The organism is Domibacillus antri (assembly GCF_001936625.1).
GTDB classification, from domain to species: Bacteria; Bacillota; Bacilli; order Bacillales; family Domibacillaceae; genus Domibacillus; species Domibacillus antri.
In genome coordinates, this window is sequence record NZ_MSDU01000069.1 from 1 (window position 1) to 15,212 (window position 15,212).

General features: G+C 45.7%; 13 protein-coding genes and 1 pseudogene. 7 read left to right on the top strand and 7 right to left on the bottom strand.

The window, feature by feature from the left end; genetic code table 11:
• Nucleotides 1-764 (top strand): transposase (locus BTO30_RS16520; protein ID WP_211272859.1); only part of this gene is annotated, 764 nt, incomplete at its 5' end.
• Nucleotides 765-891: 127 nt separating this feature from the next.
• Here BTO30_RS16520 and BTO30_RS16525 read toward each other — a convergent pair.
• Nucleotides 892-1,656 (bottom strand): IclR family transcriptional regulator, encoded by a 765-nt coding sequence (locus BTO30_RS16525; RefSeq protein ID WP_075399791.1) that lies wholly within the window; start codon nucleotides 1,654-1,656, stop codon nucleotides 892-894.
• Nucleotides 1,657-1,695: 39 nt separating this feature from the next.
• Here BTO30_RS16525 and BTO30_RS16530 point away from each other — a divergent pair.
• A pseudogene (locus BTO30_RS16530) lies at nucleotides 1,696-1,920 on the top strand (flavin reductase family protein); the annotation flags it as partial.
• 298 nt (nucleotides 1,921-2,218) lie between these two features.
• Nucleotides 2,219-3,097, top strand: coding sequence for an SGNH/GDSL hydrolase family protein (locus tag BTO30_RS16535; RefSeq protein WP_075399792.1), 879 nt, complete (start codon nucleotides 2,219-2,221; stop codon nucleotides 3,095-3,097).
• 73 nt (nucleotides 3,098-3,170) lie between these two features.
• Here BTO30_RS16535 and gdhA read toward each other — a convergent pair whose 3' ends face one another.
• Entirely contained in the window at nucleotides 3,171-4,553 is a 1,383-nt protein-coding gene (gene gdhA / locus BTO30_RS16540) for an NADP-specific glutamate dehydrogenase (protein ID WP_075399793.1), read from the bottom strand.
• A 273-nt stretch (nucleotides 4,554-4,826) separates the two neighbouring features.
• Nucleotides 4,827-6,164 carry a sodium-dependent transporter gene (locus tag BTO30_RS16545; protein ID WP_075399794.1) on the bottom strand — a complete coding sequence of 446 codons (1,338 nt, stop codon included), beginning with the start codon at nucleotides 6,162-6,164 and terminating at the stop codon, nucleotides 4,827-4,829.
• A 134-nt stretch (nucleotides 6,165-6,298) separates the two neighbouring features.
• On the opposite strand from BTO30_RS16545, the gene purU reads away from it, so the two are divergent.
• A complete protein-coding gene (gene purU, locus BTO30_RS16550) occupies nucleotides 6,299-7,207 on the top strand; it encodes a formyltetrahydrofolate deformylase (protein ID WP_075399795.1) in 909 nt (302 codons plus the stop codon).
• 234 nt (nucleotides 7,208-7,441) lie between these two features.
• Here purU and BTO30_RS16555 read toward each other — a convergent pair whose 3' ends face one another.
• The 3 genes from BTO30_RS16555 to BTO30_RS16565 form a co-directional block, all read right to left on the bottom strand.
• Nucleotides 7,442-9,061, bottom strand: a complete 1,620-nt coding sequence (locus BTO30_RS16555; protein ID WP_075399796.1) for an ABC1 kinase family protein — start codon at nucleotides 9,059-9,061, stop codon at nucleotides 7,442-7,444.
• A 564-nt stretch (nucleotides 9,062-9,625) separates the two neighbouring features.
• Nucleotides 9,626-11,143: a succinyl-CoA:acetate CoA-transferase ScpC gene (scpC, locus tag BTO30_RS16560; RefSeq protein ID WP_075399797.1), complete on the bottom strand. Its 1,518-nt coding sequence runs from the start codon at nucleotides 11,141-11,143 to the stop codon at nucleotides 9,626-9,628.
• A 126-nt stretch (nucleotides 11,144-11,269) separates the two neighbouring features.
• Nucleotides 11,270-11,920: a LytTR family DNA-binding domain-containing protein gene (locus BTO30_RS16565; protein WP_075399802.1), complete on the bottom strand. Its 651-nt coding sequence runs from the start codon at nucleotides 11,918-11,920 to the stop codon at nucleotides 11,270-11,272.
• A gap of 64 nt (nucleotides 11,921-11,984) precedes the next feature.
• On the opposite strand from BTO30_RS16565, the gene ybaK reads away from it, so the two are divergent.
• The 3 genes from ybaK (at nucleotide 11,985) to BTO30_RS16580 (ending at nucleotide 14,097) form a co-directional block, all read left to right on the top strand.
• The gene (gene ybaK, locus BTO30_RS16570) at nucleotides 11,985-12,464 is read left to right on the top strand and encodes a Cys-tRNA(Pro) deacylase (RefSeq protein ID WP_075399798.1); all 480 of its coding nucleotides are present in this window, start codon (nucleotides 11,985-11,987) and stop codon (nucleotides 12,462-12,464) included.
• Between the two features lie 114 nt (nucleotides 12,465-12,578).
• Complete coding sequence (locus BTO30_RS16575; RefSeq protein WP_075399799.1) at nucleotides 12,579-12,869, top strand: hypothetical protein; 291 nt, start codon at nucleotides 12,579-12,581, stop codon at nucleotides 12,867-12,869.
• A 235-nt stretch (nucleotides 12,870-13,104) separates the two neighbouring features.
• A complete protein-coding gene (locus BTO30_RS16580) occupies nucleotides 13,105-14,097 on the top strand; it encodes a hypothetical protein (protein WP_075399800.1) in 993 nt (330 codons plus the stop codon).
• On the opposite strand, the gene BTO30_RS16585 is transcribed toward BTO30_RS16580, so the two are convergent.
• The gene (locus BTO30_RS16585; RefSeq protein ID WP_075399801.1) at nucleotides 14,088-14,891 is read right to left on the bottom strand and encodes an alpha/beta hydrolase; all 804 of its coding nucleotides are present in this window, start codon (nucleotides 14,889-14,891) and stop codon (nucleotides 14,088-14,090) included. The two genes, BTO30_RS16580 and BTO30_RS16585, sit on opposite strands and share 10 nt — an antisense overlap.
• Between the last annotated feature and the right edge of the window lie 321 nt (nucleotides 14,892-15,212).

A 15,212-nucleotide genomic window follows, 5' to 3' on the forward strand; every position in this document is an offset into this window, starting at 1 on the left:
GGAAGCTGGCAGCCTATTACCCTCACCAAATTGGAAGACCATCCAAAGACCCCGTAGTACTGGTGAAAATCCTGATGATCCAGTACCTGGAGGGCTTCCGCCCTGTCCGATTTACGTGTAGCCAGGTGAAACAGAACGCCACGTACCGCTGGTTCCTGGGCATTCCACTGGAGGAAAAGGTTCCAGACCACTCGACGATTTCCAAGTTTCTTTCACAGCGCCTCAAAAATGAGGTGTTTTGGGAGGGAGTGTTTCACCACTGCCTCCGCCTGATCCGCAGCGAAGGATTTATCGCAAACGAAACGTGGGTGGCGGATGAAACCGAGCTGAAAGCGAATGCCAATAAGCGTGTCCGGGAAGCCGTGGCCGAAGAAAAAGTCACGGAAGAAAAGGAAGACGACCTGGCGATGATTAATGACTGCCGTGTGCGCCACGGACTGAAACCCCTTAAAGCAAAAGGACCGAAGACAGAGGTCAAAAAGACAAACATCAGCCCGGTGGATGGCGATGCACGCCTGTCACCCTGGGGTAAGATTCTCCGATCCGTCCGTCCGGCGACCGTCGAGCTCAGCTTTGCCCATAGCAAAGAACTCCACGGCCTGCGCTATGCCCGCTACCGTGGAGTCCAGAAAGTAAGAGTACAGGTTTTGATGACAGCCATCATCCAAAACCTGAAAAAGTGGACCAAACTCCGCTCGCTCAAGCAAGTTGGCCTGCACCTAACATATCAAATTATAGAGGAAACCGCGCTGCAGGACAAATAAAAAACGAAAAATGCCAGCAGAATTCCTGGCATTTTCATTGACAAATTCTTTTTTCAACAAAGTGAGAAGGGGATGTCTCGTTGAGACATCCCTTCTTTATTTTCGCCGGATAAGAGAAACAGGTACTTTACAGATGAAGGTACCCTAACTGACTGGATAGTTCTTCCGCTGTCTTTATAAGTTCCGTCGTGGCAAATGAATGTTTTGAACTATCTAAAACACCGTTTAATACGATAACACTAAGAGATGCGACAAGATCATTCTTTTGATCAAATACGGGTGCGGAAATGGCTGTGATGCCAGGTAAGTGAGTTTCCGTGTAAGCATATTTATCTTTTTTAACATTGGTCAGTAATGATTCTAATGCTGCCCGTTCTGTTTGATCACTGCCAAGCTCACGATCGATTAACTCTTTTGTTTTTTCAGGCGGATAGAACGCAGCGAATATATTACCTGTAGCGCTTGTTGTCAAAGGGACAACGGAGCCGATGCGGACATTTATATTGATCGGTTTTCTGCTCTCTTCCCAGCTGATGAAAATAGGCCCTTCTTTTTCAATCCAGATCGCCAGTGCGACGGTATCGTCTAATAATTCATTGAGCTTTTTAATATAAGGAAGGGCTTTTACACGAATATCCACTTTTTTCATTGCATGCAATCCGATGGAGGTTAATTCATTTCCAAGCGAATAGCGCAAATCCGGCCCCTTTTCAAGAAATCCGATACGGCACAAGCTGATTAAATAACGGTAAAGCTGACTTTTAGGCATATCGCATAATTTAGACAGTTCGGTGATCGTTAATGGTTCTTCCGCTAACGAGACGGCCTTCACAATCGAGAAACCGGATTCGATTGATTGTATCCCCTTTTTTTCATCTTCTTTTACATCCATACATAAACCCTCATTTCATCCTGTTGTACTTAAAATGTGGATCGTTTCAGTACATGCGAATGGCGATTTTCTGAAAATGGGCTTCCTATTATTGAAGGTGCCTTTGCGGTGCTGCAATGCAAGACTTTCCAACAAGTAGAGGCTGGAGATCATACTATTTTAATCGGGGAAGTGATCGGCATTCAGATCGAAAAACGTGATCCGATGCTGTATCACAGAAGAAATTTCGGTTCTATCCCGGCAGAGTTCTATACGTTAAAATAAAAGAAATGAGGTTATTGTATGATTTTGTTTGAATTATTCATTCAAATGGAGACCATTAAATATACCGAAATAAAAGAATCGAAAATCATAATGAATTGAAGCAAAGGCTCATATAAAAAATGTTTTTGACGATTTAGCAGCACTTGTCTTATGTGACAGGTGTTTTTTTGTCCAATAAATTGTATTTCCCGAGAAATATCTCATACTTTCCCCGGATGATAAAGAACATAGCTGATGTATGCGTAAAGCCGCTGTCTTTTGGTACAATAAAAGGAACACCATTAGAGGAGTGGACGGAATGTGGAAGCGAAGCATGTTGGTATGCGTTTTTCTCATAGGTGTTTTTAGTACGTCAAATGCGCAGGCGGCCGGGCTAAATTATGTAGCGATTGGTGATTCGCTGGCGGCCGGACAGACACCGAACCGTGAAATCGGAGCCGGCTATGCCGATCTGATTGCGATGGCGCTGCAGCCGGTCTCTTATTCGAAACAGCTGTCCGTCCCGGGCTATACTGTGGAGCAGGTGATCAAGCAGGTGGAAAGTGACGCCGGGAAGCGTGCAATTCAAAGCGCGGATCTTCTTACGATTTCAGCCGGCGCGAATAATTTATTGCCGCTCATTCAAAATGATCCGACCCGCGGGATGCTGACATTTAATGCGATTACCGCCGCATTTGCGTTAAACGGGGTGAGGGAAGATTATGCGGTGCTGCTGGATAAAATTTATGCATTGAATCCGGATGTGGATGTGTATGCAATGGGCTATTATTTCCCGTATCCGCACGTATTTGACCAGCATAAGCCTGCAGCAGCGGAGCAGCTTGATATCCTGAATGAGATTATTAAACAGGAAGCAGACCGTGCAGGAGCGGTGTTTGTACCGGTGGCGGATCGCTTTGGAACAGATGCGGTTGCGTATTTGCCGAATCCAGCGGACGTTCATCCGGGACCTGCAGGGTATTTAGCGATGGCGAACGCCTTTTTGGACGTGTACGCGCCAGCCAGTCCGGCTATTCCGGAATCCGTTCTCGATCAGCTGCCGGAACCGGTATCGCTGACTGAATTGATGAAGAAAGCAGCGGATGGGGAAGGAAATGAAGAAGAACCGGTTGAAGAGGAACAAACTGCTGCAGTGGAAGGATGTACAAAAGAAGAAGTATCTGCGATGGCGTCTTGAATAAGGCGTCTTTTCTAATTGACGATCAAATAAAAAACACTCCGGACGAATCCGGAGTGTGGGAATATCTTTATTAAACAACACCTTGAGCGATCATTGCGTCCGCTACTTTAAGGAAGCCGGCGATGTTGGCACCAACAACGAGGTTGTCTTCATGGCCAAATTCAGCAGCCGCTTCTTTGCTGTTTTTGAAGATGTTTTTCATGATGTTGTGAAGTTTTGCGTCTACTTCTTCAAATGTCCAAGGCTGACGTGCGCTGTTTTGAGCCATTTCAAGAGCTGAAACTGCTACGCCGCCTGCATTTGCTGCTTTCGCAGGACCGAATAGTACGCCGTTGTTTAAGAATACTTCAATTGCTTCAAGTGTTGAAGGCATGTTGGCACCTTCACCGATTGCTTTAACGCCGTTATCGACAAGCAATTGAGCAGATGCTGTATCGATTTCGTTTTGCGTTGCACATGGAAGAGCGATGTCACAAGGAATGCTCCAGATGCCTGAGCAGCCTTCCACATATTTTGCTTCCGGATGGTGAAGAACGTATTCGCTGATGCGTTTGCGTTCTACTTCTTTCAATTGTTTTACTGTTGCAAGGTTAATGCCGTTTTCATCGTAAATGTAGCCATTTGAATCTGAGCATGCAACCACTTTCGCGCCAAGCTGCGTTGCTTTATCGATTGCATAGATTGAAACGTTGCCGGAACCGGATACAACAACTGTTTTACCTTCAAATGACAAGCCTTTATCCTGAAGCATTTCATTTACGAAATAAACTGTACCGAAACCAGTCGCTTCTGTACGTGTTAAGCTTCCGCCGTATTGAAGACCTTTACCTGTTAATACGCCTGCTTCGTAACCGCCGCGAAGACGTTTGTATTGTCCGAACATATAGCCGATTTCGCGTCCGCCGACACCAATATCACCTGCCGGAACGTCGATGTCCGGGCCGATATGGCGGTACAATTCAGTCATGAAGCTTTGAGTAAAGCGCATGACTTCGTTTTCCGATTTGCCTTTCGGGTCGAAGTCAGAACCACCTTTACCGCCGCCGATTGGCTGGCCAGTAAGTGAATTTTTAAAGATTTGTTCGAAACCAAGGAACTTAATGATGCTGGCATTAACGGACGGATGGAAGCGAAGGCCGCCTTTATATGGTCCGATTGCGCTGCTGAATTGAACGCGGAAACCGCGGTTTACTTGCACATTGCCGTTATCATCAACCCAAGGTACACGGAAAGAGATTACCCGCTCAGGCTCTACCATGCGCTCAAGAATATTTTGCTGCATATATTTAGGATATTTTGCGAAAACAGGTGTCAATGATTCGAAAATCTCTTTAACCGCCTGATGGAATTCGCTTTCTCCCGGATTGCGTTTCTTTACAATTTCGTATACATCATCAACATACTTTTTGGCCGCTTGAAACTCGCCTTGTGTCACTTCATTCGTGATTGCCATTTATGTTCAGCCCCTAACTTCAATAATGAATTTTCTGATAAAAACATCATATGCCGGTTTATTCATCTCTTCAATGCTTTGTTGTTATTATATTAATGATATTTTGAGATGGTTTTAAAATGGGAAAGATATAAAGCGCTTTATTTACCGGGAAAGTCAAACTTTATATCGTTTTGAGCTTGTTTCGACTTGCTGGAGATTTAATTTATCTCATAATGAGAATGAAATTAAAAAGCGTTCCCGAAATGTTCATAATTTCGAGAGCGCTTTTTCTTAAAACTGGCTGATGGAATAAACGAAAACGACTGCAATTGTGATTGGTACAAGCCATCTCATTAAGGTTATCCAAGCAGGGTAAGTTCCCGCTAAGCTGTCAGCGTTTAAATAGTATTGCTCTTTGACAATCACTTTATCCATCCGCCAGGCAATAAACAGCGCAATCAGCAAGTTGCCGAGCGGCAAAAGAATATTGCTGACGAGAAAATCCGTTGCGTCAAATACAGTCCGATCGAAAAAAAGGACGTCAGACAGTACACTGAAAGACAGAGCTGCCGGAATTCCGGCGATAAACACAATCAAACCGGAAATCCATGAAATTTTTTTACGGGCGGCCGGATTGCCTTTCATAAACGCGGCGGTTATAATTTCGAGCAGACTGAAGGACGATGTAAGCGTCGCGAATAAAAACAATAGAAGAAACAGGAACAAACACAGTTCGCCAAATGGCAGCTGGGAAAAGACGGACGGCAGGACAACGAAAAGAAGCCCAGGTCCTTCTGCCGGCTCAAACCCAAAGGCAAAGACGACCGGGAAAATGGCCAGACCTGCAAGCACGGAAACAAAAATGTTCATCAGCGCGACAGAACCCGCCGAGGCCGGAATACTGACGTCTTTGTTTAAGTATGAGCTGTACGTTACCATGCATGAGAATCCGACTGCCAGTGAGAAAAAGGACTGGCCGAGCGCGTACAATACCGATTCACCGGTTATTTTTGAGAAATCGGGCTGAAGGAAAAATTGGACGCCCTCCATTGCTCCGTCGAGTGTAAGCGATCGGATAACAAGAATAATAAAGAAAATAAACAAAAGCGGCATCATGTATTTACTGGCCCGTTCAATACCGTTTTGGACGCCGGCTGCGATGATGATAATATTGAGCAGCATAAACAGGGCATGACCGCCCAAGGTTAACCAAGGATTCCCTGTTACTGCGCCGAATAATGCACCCGGATCGCCGTTCCCGATAACCCCGCCAAAGAGAGCCATAATGGTGTAAATCAGCACCCAGCCGCCGACAACGCTGTAAAAAGATAGAAGCAAAAAGCAGCCGGCGACGCCTATTTTACCGATTCCCGTCCAAAATGAGTCTGGTGCGAGCTTTTTATAGGCGCTGACCGCTTCCCGTCCGGAACCGCGGCCGATAATAAATTCGGTTATGAGCATGGGCAGACCGATTAAGAGTGTAAAGAGAATGAATAAAAGCAAAAAAGCTCCGCCGCCGCTCTGTCCGGTTACATACGGAAATTTCCAGATCGCGCCGAGACCGATGGCTGCACCGGCTGATGATAAAATAAAGCCGATTTTTGACGACCATTGTTCCGTTTTTTCCATAAAATTTCCCTCCATTTCGATTTTTATTATTATTTCACTATAACATGAAAAGATGAGGCGGGTTGAAGATATTTTCAAAGCGACCTAAGTCGGCTATAATTAAGATATTAAAATAACAACTGGAGTGTACTGAAATGACTGTAAATATAAATGCGCTTGAAAAATCGCCAAACGGAAGTGAAAAGTATCCGAATCGCGGCCGCCTGCTTGTAAAATGCCCGGATGGACCAGGCATTGTTTCGGCGCTGTCGAAGTTTTTGTTCGATCATGGAGCTAACATTATTGAATCAAGCCAATACTCAAGCGATCCGGAAGGCGGAACCTTTTTCATCCGCATCGAATTTGACTGTGCGTCACTTGCTGAAAAGCGTCAGGACATGGAGATGAACTTTGCGTCGCTCGCGAAGCAATTTGACATGGACTATCGTTTCGCTTATGGAAGCGACCGGAAAAAAACAGCGATTTTTGTTTCAAAAGAACCGCATTGTCTTTTAGAACTTTTGTGGGAGTGGCAGAGCGGTGATTTGCAGACGGATATCGCATTTGTGGCAGGGAACCATCAGGATGCGCGCGGGATGGTCGAATCGCTCGGGATTCCGTTTCACTATATTCCGGCAAATAAAGATATTCGCAAGCAGGTGGAAGAGGAGCAGGTTCGTCTGATTGAAGAGTATGATGTGGATGTCATTGTATTGGCCCGTTACATGCAAATTTTAACCCCGGAATTTGTCGAACGCTATCCGAATAAAATCATCAATATCCATCATTCCTTTTTGCCGGCATTCATCGGAGCACGTCCGTATGAAAGAGCGTATAACCGCGGCGTAAAGCTGATCGGGGCAACATCACATTACGTGACGAACGATCTGGATGAAGGACCGATTATCGAGCAGGATATTGAGCGTGTGGATCACCGCGATCATGTGGCGGATTTGAAGAAAATCGGCCGCTCGATTGAACGCCGAGTACTTGCCCGTGCGGTGAAATGGCACCTTGAAGACCGGGTTATTGTACATGGAAATAAAACGATTGTATTTCAATAATCTGAAAGGGTCCGGACAATGTTCCGGGCTTTTTTTTGAATTCAGGAAGTCCGCCGGGCCGGAACGTTATGTGCGAAAAGTGAAAAGGCAAGAAAAAAGAAAGGCTTGTCTTAAAATTCAATCAACGGAGAGATTACGGTTACCAATTGATTCTTCCTTTTACACATGAAAAAAACCCTCCTTTTTTTGTCCGCGCAGTCACTGGATACACGTCTGCAAAGGAGGGTGGCGAGGTCAGGAAATAAATCGTTTATGAGCCCGGACGGCGCGAATGTAAAAGAAAACAGAGAGCGTAAATAAAACGGGCCCGCCGTACACAATGAGTTCCTGCTGGACAAACGGGGCAGCGGCCGCTCCCGGGAAAGTAACGGCCATAAAAAAGAGTGCGTCGCGGCGTCCTTTCAGCACATACCGCTCCGCTTCATTGCGTTTTTGCTGTGCATCCCGCTGCTCACGATACAGCCGAGGTTCGTCCAAAACAGACGTCAATTTTTGCGGAAGAGATAAAAGCGGGCGGAGAGATTGCAGAAAAATCTTCTGCGCGCTTGGATTGCCGGCATTTTTGAGCCAGTCCATGACCGGTTTTCGCCCAACTTCCATTAAATCGATATTCGGATCCAAAATGTGCAAAAGCCCGATAAACGTGGACACTGCCCGCCCTAAAAAAGCGAATTCTGCGGGGAGCTGTACAGGCTCCTGATTAACAATTTGCTGTACTTCATCCATCAGCTGCTGCACCGCAAAATCATCCATTTGCATAAAAGATTGTGCCGTATAGGCATCCACCATCGTCCGGATGACCCGCTTCATCCGTTCTTTATCAGCATGCGGAAGCAGAAACCGCAATCCCTCCAATCCTTTTATTACCTGATCATAATTTTCAATCAGAATGCCTTCAACAAGCGTCCGGATGTGCACCGCGTCTTCATTCGGTACACGGCCGGTCATACCGAAATCAATTAACACAATCGTTCCATCGGCTTTGACTAAAATATTTCCCGGATGTGGATCGGCGTGAAATTTTCCTTCTTGTAACAGCTGTTCAAGAAACATTTTTGTCAGCCGGACAGCAAGATCATGCCGGTCGAGGCCGTTTCGCTTCAAGTAGTCGAGATCTGTAATGCGGGCACCTTCCACCCAATCCATAACGAGCACTTTTTTCGTCGACAACGCTGCGTTGTAGCTTGGAATGTCGACATCAGGAAACGATTCATACCGCTTTTTAAAGTAAAGACCGTTTTCAAGTTCACGGCGAAAATCAAGTTCAGCGCCAATCACCGATGCCATTTCTCTGTACAATGCCCGCATATTTGTCTGTTTTCCGAATTTTGTAAAACGTTGTGCCAGTTTCATAACGATTCGAACGGCTTTAAAGTCAACAGCGATGATTTGGTCAATATCCGGCCGCTGCACTTTTACAGCGGCGAACCCGCCTGAATGAAGTCTTGCTTTATATATCTGGCCAATCGAAGCGGACGCGACCGGTTCGTGATCGATATGGGCAAAGAAAGTTTCAACTGGTGCATTCCATTCGCGTTCCATGACGGATTTCGCTTCATCCCACGGAACAGCGGGCACACGGTCAATTAAATCTGCAAGCTCTTCAATAAAGGCTTTTGGCATGACATCCGCCCGCGTGCTTAAAAATTGTCCGAGCTTGATGAGCAGCCCTTCTAATCGAAGAGCGGTACGACGGTATTGGGCAGCTTGTCTGCGCGCAAGCTCTTCCCATTTCCGGTTCGTCTCTTCGTCCCATCTCCCCCTGTGCCGGCGTTCAAAAAACGTTACCTGTAAAAAGAAAATGACAGCCATTTTCACGATGATAAAAATACGGAAAAAAGCATGTTTATTCAAAAAATCCGTCCTTTCGGAATACGGTGTTTCTTCTTTATTTTACCGGAAAAGCTGTCCTGCTGTACAATTTCAAAAGCCATGAAAGCGGTATCCGTTTTTTACATAAAATACGGGAACAAACACGATGGTATGTAGAAAGTCTTATGAAGAGAGGACGATGGAATGTTTTCCCGGTGAGATCAATGAAAAAAGCGGCCCCCCATCGTGGCCGCTTTTTTCTGACAGTAAAATTAGAGAGAGTATGGAATGTATTTTAGTAACGTTAGCCGTTTGCATCGGCTTCTAGAGTATTATTTTAATTCTTTTTGAAAGTGCTTTCATCATAAAATGCACAAAAAGCCATATAAGAGACATAAAGCAGAAAATTTTTGACGTAAAAGACGAAATTATTCGATTAATAAAAAAACAGCCGGATAAAGGCTGCTTTTTCATGACAGTAAATAAGAGAATGTGTATTTATAAATAACGCCGGACCGCTTTTGCAGGGAAATTGTTTGAGATCAGGGTCTGGAATCAGAAAATGATTGGCTGTAAAAGCGGCCGAACGGACGTTAAAAAGGGTTGTCAGCCGATCACAGCTGCTTCTTCAAACATCGTACCTGTGTCGGCCAGGCGCGTATGCCATGACAGCGCCTTTTCTAATATATGCGGTGTATGGCCGCCGCGGGCTGATGCTTCTTCAAAGTAGTCGAGAAGCTGATTTTTATACATCGGATGCGCGCATTTTTCAATGATGATCAATGCACGTTCGCGTGGTGCAAGCCCGCGCAAGTCTGCATATCCCTGCTCGGTGACAAGCACATCCACATCATGTTCCGTATGGTCAACGTGTGATGCGAATGGAACGATGCTTGAGATGGCACCATTTTTCGCCGTTGATTTTGTCACAAATATGGCGATCCGGCAATTGCGGGCAAAGTCGCCGGAACCGCCGATCCCATTCATCATTTTTGTGCCGGAGACATGTGTGGAATTGATATTGCCGTATATGTCCGCTTCGAGCGCTGTATTAATCGACAACAGACCAAGCCGGCGAATGAGTTCAGGATGATTGGAAATTTCCTGAGGACGCAGCACAAGCCTGTCCTGGTATTTATCGAGATTTGCGTACACTTCCTGCATTTTTTCTTCTGATAATGTAATGGAGCAGCCGGAAGCGAAGCGGATTTTGCCGTGATCAAACAAATCAAAAACAGCGTCCTGCAATACTTCCGAGTAAATGTCTAAATCCTCAAATTCAGAATCGATCAACCCGTGCAGCACCGCATTGGCGACCGAACCGATTCCTGACTGCAGGGGAGCCAGACTGTTTGTAAGCCGTCCTGCCTGTACTTCCGACCGGAAAAAATCGATAAGATGCGCGGCCATCTGCGCTGTCTCAGTATCCGGCGGTACAATGGTAGAAGGTGAATCAAGGGCTTCCGTCACGACAATGCCTTTGACTTTAGACAAATCTACACGTATTCCCGGTTCACCGATTCTCTGATCCACGGACGTGAGAGGAATTGGATCCCGCATCCCTTGTTCTTCCGCACTGTAAATATCGTGAAGCCCTTCAAGTGCAGCCGGCTGCGCGAGATTCAGCTCGATAATCACATTTTCTGCTTTTTCAATAAAAATCGATGAATTGCCGACAGAAGTAGCCGGAATAATGAGACCCTCTTCGGTTACCGCGACCGCTTCAACGATCGCGTAGTCAATCGCGCCGAGCACATGCCCCCGAATGAGTTCAGCAGTGTGAGACAAATGCTGGTCAACAAAATATAAAGCGCCTTCATTAATTTTTTTTCTCATGGACGCGTCTGCCTGAAATGGGAGACGCTTGTGCACTATCCCGGCTTCCGCCATCATTTTATCAAGATCAAATCCGAGGGATGCTCCGGTGAAAATGTTAACTTTAAATGCTTCCGTTTTTGCCCGTTCAACGAGTGACATCGGAACTGCTTTCGCATCTCCTGCACGTGTAAAACCGCTTAGACCGAGTGTCATGCCATCTTGGATCCAGGAAGCTGCTTCATCGGCTGATACAATGCGTGTTTGTAAATCTGGATGGCGAAGCCTTTTAATTACTTGTTTATCCACAGTTTACTTCCTCCCGTTTTTCCTTTTGACAATTGTAACAGGCTTTGAAAAGGCTTTCATTCGATTTCACATAAAAAGCCAAAAAAAAGACGCGAAAGAGAATTTTCGCATCTTGAGACATGAATGTTAATAGTTGAGCGCTTTCCGAAATGCGCTCGTATAAGTTTGGGTGACAGGAATTTTTGTCCGATCTTTCATAATCAGCAAAAAAGTGGAGTGGGAATCCGGCTGAATTTCCTGAATGTAATTGACATTCACGATGTATGAGCGGTGGACGCGGATAAATGAATCATCCGGCAGCATAAATTCAAGTTCGGTTAAATTTAATTTGTGGTAGCCGGTCCCGGAATGCGCCTGCACTTTTGTTTTACGCCCTTCTGATTCCAGATAGACGACATCGCTGTATGGGATGGGATACCAGCGGTCTTCGGCTTTAATCGTCAGCACATTGCGGGAAATCGGGGACGGTTTTGCCGGATAAATCGTTGTAATCGCCCCGGTTACTTCGTTGTTATCAAAAATCGGTACGGACATGGCATAATAAGGAATACCGTATACGTCACTGTCAATATAGGTTGATACTTGATGCTTTTCCTTCAGCGCCTGCTGGGTGACGCTGCCTTCTTTAATAGGTTCGCCGGCACGAATATGCAAATCCACAAGGCGGCTGGGCTGATAATAGATAAATTTTTCATGGTCGGAGACGGCCACCGATGTATTGGACGGGAAAAACTCTTTCATCACTTCCATAATGCCGGATACAGTAAGCTGATCCATTTCATCCACCTCTTTTGAATGATTGTAGTACAATAATTTTAACATAAAAATGGAGTGATTCATGATGGCAAAAGGGAAAACAAATGCGATGCGTCTTCTCGATGCTACAGGCATTGCGTATAACATGCACGAGTATGAGAATAAAGACGGCAAAATTGGCGGTGTTTCGACAGCGGAGAAAATTGGCCGAAATGTGGAGACTGTTTTTAAAACACTCGTCACACAGGGGAGCGGCGGATTGTATGTATTTGTCGTGCCTGTTGCGGCAGAGCTTGATTTGAAAAAAGCAGCCAGAGCAGCAGGCGAGAAAAAAGTAGAAATGATCCCCGTGAAAGATATTCAAAAACAAACCGGTTACATTCGCGGCGGCTGCTCGCCGATCGGGATGAAGAAGTTATTCCCGACATTTATTGATGAGAATGCGTTAACATTGGATAGGATGATTGTCAGTGCCGGGAAGATCGGAGCGCAAATAGAGCTGGCGCCGGAGGACTTAAAAAAAGCAGTAAACGCTTCCTTTTGTCAACTTGTGAATAACTTATGAATGAAATGTTAACGAATTGTGTAAAGTTCATGGAAAGCTTGTAAACCGGTTCTTTTTGGCAGCATTTTTTCGTATACTGTACTCATCAAAAGAAACAGGAGTTGACCCCTTAACATGATGGTCGTTGAAAATCTTCTTGACGTCAAAAGTTATTTCGCCGGTGAAGTAAAAGATAATTTTGTTGTGCAATATGAAAAAATGCTGAAATCAAATGCTTTTTACGAAGCAGGCGGATTACATGAAACAGAAGAAGAAACAGCGGAATGCATTAAAGTCCTTCGTTCAACAGGTGAGGCAAGTTCAGTCACACGAATTAGCGAATATCAAATCGGCGGCGAATTTACATGCGTTGACGACGTGCTTGCCCGCATTCGGGAAGCACACCGTGATATTTTTAAAGCATAAAATAAAGGAAAGGGGCTGTCTCGATTCATCGAGACAGCCTCTTCTTCATTTCTATAGCCGGATTTTCTGATTTTGGGCCGGTTTTCTTGTTCTTTGGCCGGATGTTTGGTGAATCCGGCCGTCCATCCGCCGCTTTTGGGACATTCTCTTTTATGGGACTGAACAGAATGATATGCATAGGGTCGGGGTCATGGTCATATAGTAGACCGTGTGCATATGAAAAGGGGTTGAGCGTATGCTTTATTTTACATCGGGCCATACGGCTAGAGGATTTGTGCAGATGGCGGATACAAATGTGGCGGATGTGCGCTTGTTTATTTTGCTGCGGGGCGGGGGAGAGTGCGCGCAGATGGAATGTTTGAAAGAAGTCGAGCGGCGTCTTCAGTCAGCAGGAGAGAAGTTTGATTCGGTTCGCAGTCCATGGAATGCGCTGCTGCCGGAAGGACTTATTGTCGGTGACAAAGCAATCTGGTGCGGAAGCCTGGCGCCCGATTTACCGAATGATGCAACGGCCCGTCACGCCGCAATCCGGCCGGATATGCTGTCGGCGCCTCCTGCCCAGAAAACGGCTCACATTGCCTATGATTGTTTTCGGGAAGCGCTGATCGTTCATGATGATTGGGAATCGATTTTCATTAATCGATTCGATAAGAAAAAAGCTGACCGGATGGCAGAACAATGGATCACGAAACTATTTCCCGGGAATTCCGGCGGTGAATCCCGCACACTTCACCGCTTTCTGGGTGCCGCCACACCGGCCGGTTCTATCGATTATATTCCGGAGCTGACAGAAGGATTATCAAAAAGGTGGCTTATTAAAGGAAGAGCGGGTACGGGGAAATCCACGTTCATGAAAAAAATAGCGGCGGCTGCAGAACAAAATGGGTATACGGCTGAAGTCTATCATTGCGGATTTGATCCGGCGAGTGTCGATATGGTGATCGTTCGTGAACTGGGCTTTGCATTATTTGACAGTACAGCACCGCACGAATATTTCCCAGGAAATGAAGGTGTGGATGAAATAATAGATATGTATAAGGAGCTTGTAGAACCGTGGACGGATGAATTGTACTCAAAGGAAATTGCAGCCTTGTCCGCAAGGTATTCCGAACTGATGGAAGAAGGAACCGCTCATTTGCTTGAAGCGCACAAAGAAAAAGAAGCAGCCCGGACGGCTTCGACCGCAGCTGCTTCCAGAACGGCTGAAATGATCTGGAATTATTTATAGGAAAAAAACGCGCCGATTTTTTGATCGACAATCGGTGTTTCATGGAGACCGCTATGATCAATAGTCTTATCATAAATAACGTCGACGCGGTATTGAACCTCGGGCACAATGGCTTTTAAACTGAGCGCACTTTTGATCGGAGTAACTTGGTCACCGGTGCCGGCAATGTTCAACACGTTTGTTTCAGCCGGAAAGCGCTTATGGCCAGCGGCGATTTGTGAAAGCGCGGGGGAACCAGGCATCAAGTCGTAAACGGCAGGACCGGTGTTTTGCTTGAACCACCGGCCGCCGGCAACCCCGTCAAACGGGCTGCCGATCGTGACGAGCTTGTCAGTTGAAGGGTGCAGCTCGGGATTGTACAGCTCCTGCAAAAATTTCACTGAAACAATGCCTCCCATTGAATGACCGATGATGTTTACGTGTTCGATCCCATATTCTCGTTTCAGTACTTGCATCACAGAGGCGAGGGCGTGAGATGTATCGTCAAATGAAGCACGGTTGTTTTCAAACAATACTTGAATAAAAGCCGGTTTTCCTGGAATGAGCGTCTCCTCATGCACGAGCAGGCGGCCCGTCCGTGTCACGTGCATTGTTAGTGCCCGTGTGCCCCAGCCTCGCTCTTCAAAGCGGGTAATCATTGTATTGAACGAGCGGGCTGTACCTTTAAAACCATGCACAAAAACGACCGGGTCCTTATACTGATTTTCCGATATGGCCTGCTCATTTTTGGAAAGCGTTAAGAAACTCATATATATAAGGGCAGCTGCCGCTAAAAACAAACCGAATTTGCGCATGGAGCATTTTCCTTTCCAAGTGCCTGTCTGACGCAGGTCACGAAGGCATCACCTTCTTAGCCTTTTATCCTCTTTAAAGTAGTATCTTTAATTATACGAAATTTCTGTGAAATTATACATAATGTTTTATAATGGAAAAAAGGCAGGTGAGTCGTGTGAAAGAACTCGTTGGGAAATGCGTAGAATGCGAAAGACAAGTGTATTGCATGGACGGTTTTTTAAACTGTGTGAAAGAAGACGGGGAGCTGCTTTGTTTTGACTGTGCGGATGAAAAAATAAGAGCTTGCTAAGTGAAGTGACCCCGAAAAGTTAGACAGGTTA

Coding starts and splice junctions, on each gene's coding strand:
- purU (WP_075399795.1), top strand. CDS start 6,299: ATGACTGTAAATATAAATGCGCTTGAAAAATCGCCAAACGGAAGTGAA.
- BTO30_RS16575 (WP_075399799.1), top strand. CDS start 12,579: ATGATGGTCGTTGAAAATCTTCTTGACGTCAAAAGTTATTTCGCCGGT.
- BTO30_RS16580 (WP_075399800.1), top strand. CDS start 13,105: ATGCTTTATTTTACATCGGGCCATACGGCTAGAGGATTTGTGCAGATG.
- BTO30_RS16525 (WP_075399791.1), bottom strand. CDS start 1,656: ATGGATGTAAAAGAAGATGAAAAAAAGGGGATACAATCAATCGAATCC.
- BTO30_RS16545 (WP_075399794.1), bottom strand. CDS start 6,164: ATGGAAAAAACGGAACAATGGTCGTCAAAAATCGGCTTTATTTTATCA.
- BTO30_RS16585 (WP_075399801.1), bottom strand. CDS start 14,891: ATGCGCAAATTCGGTTTGTTTTTAGCGGCAGCTGCCCTTATATATATG.
- ybaK (WP_075399798.1), top strand. CDS start 11,985: ATGGCAAAAGGGAAAACAAATGCGATGCGTCTTCTCGATGCTACAGGC.
- gdhA (WP_075399793.1), bottom strand. CDS start 4,553: ATGGCAATCACGAATGAAGTGACACAAGGCGAGTTTCAAGCGGCCAAA.
- BTO30_RS16565 (WP_075399802.1), bottom strand. CDS start 11,920: ATGGATCAGCTTACTGTATCCGGCATTATGGAAGTGATGAAAGAGTTT.
- BTO30_RS16535 (WP_075399792.1), top strand. CDS start 2,219: ATGTGGAAGCGAAGCATGTTGGTATGCGTTTTTCTCATAGGTGTTTTT.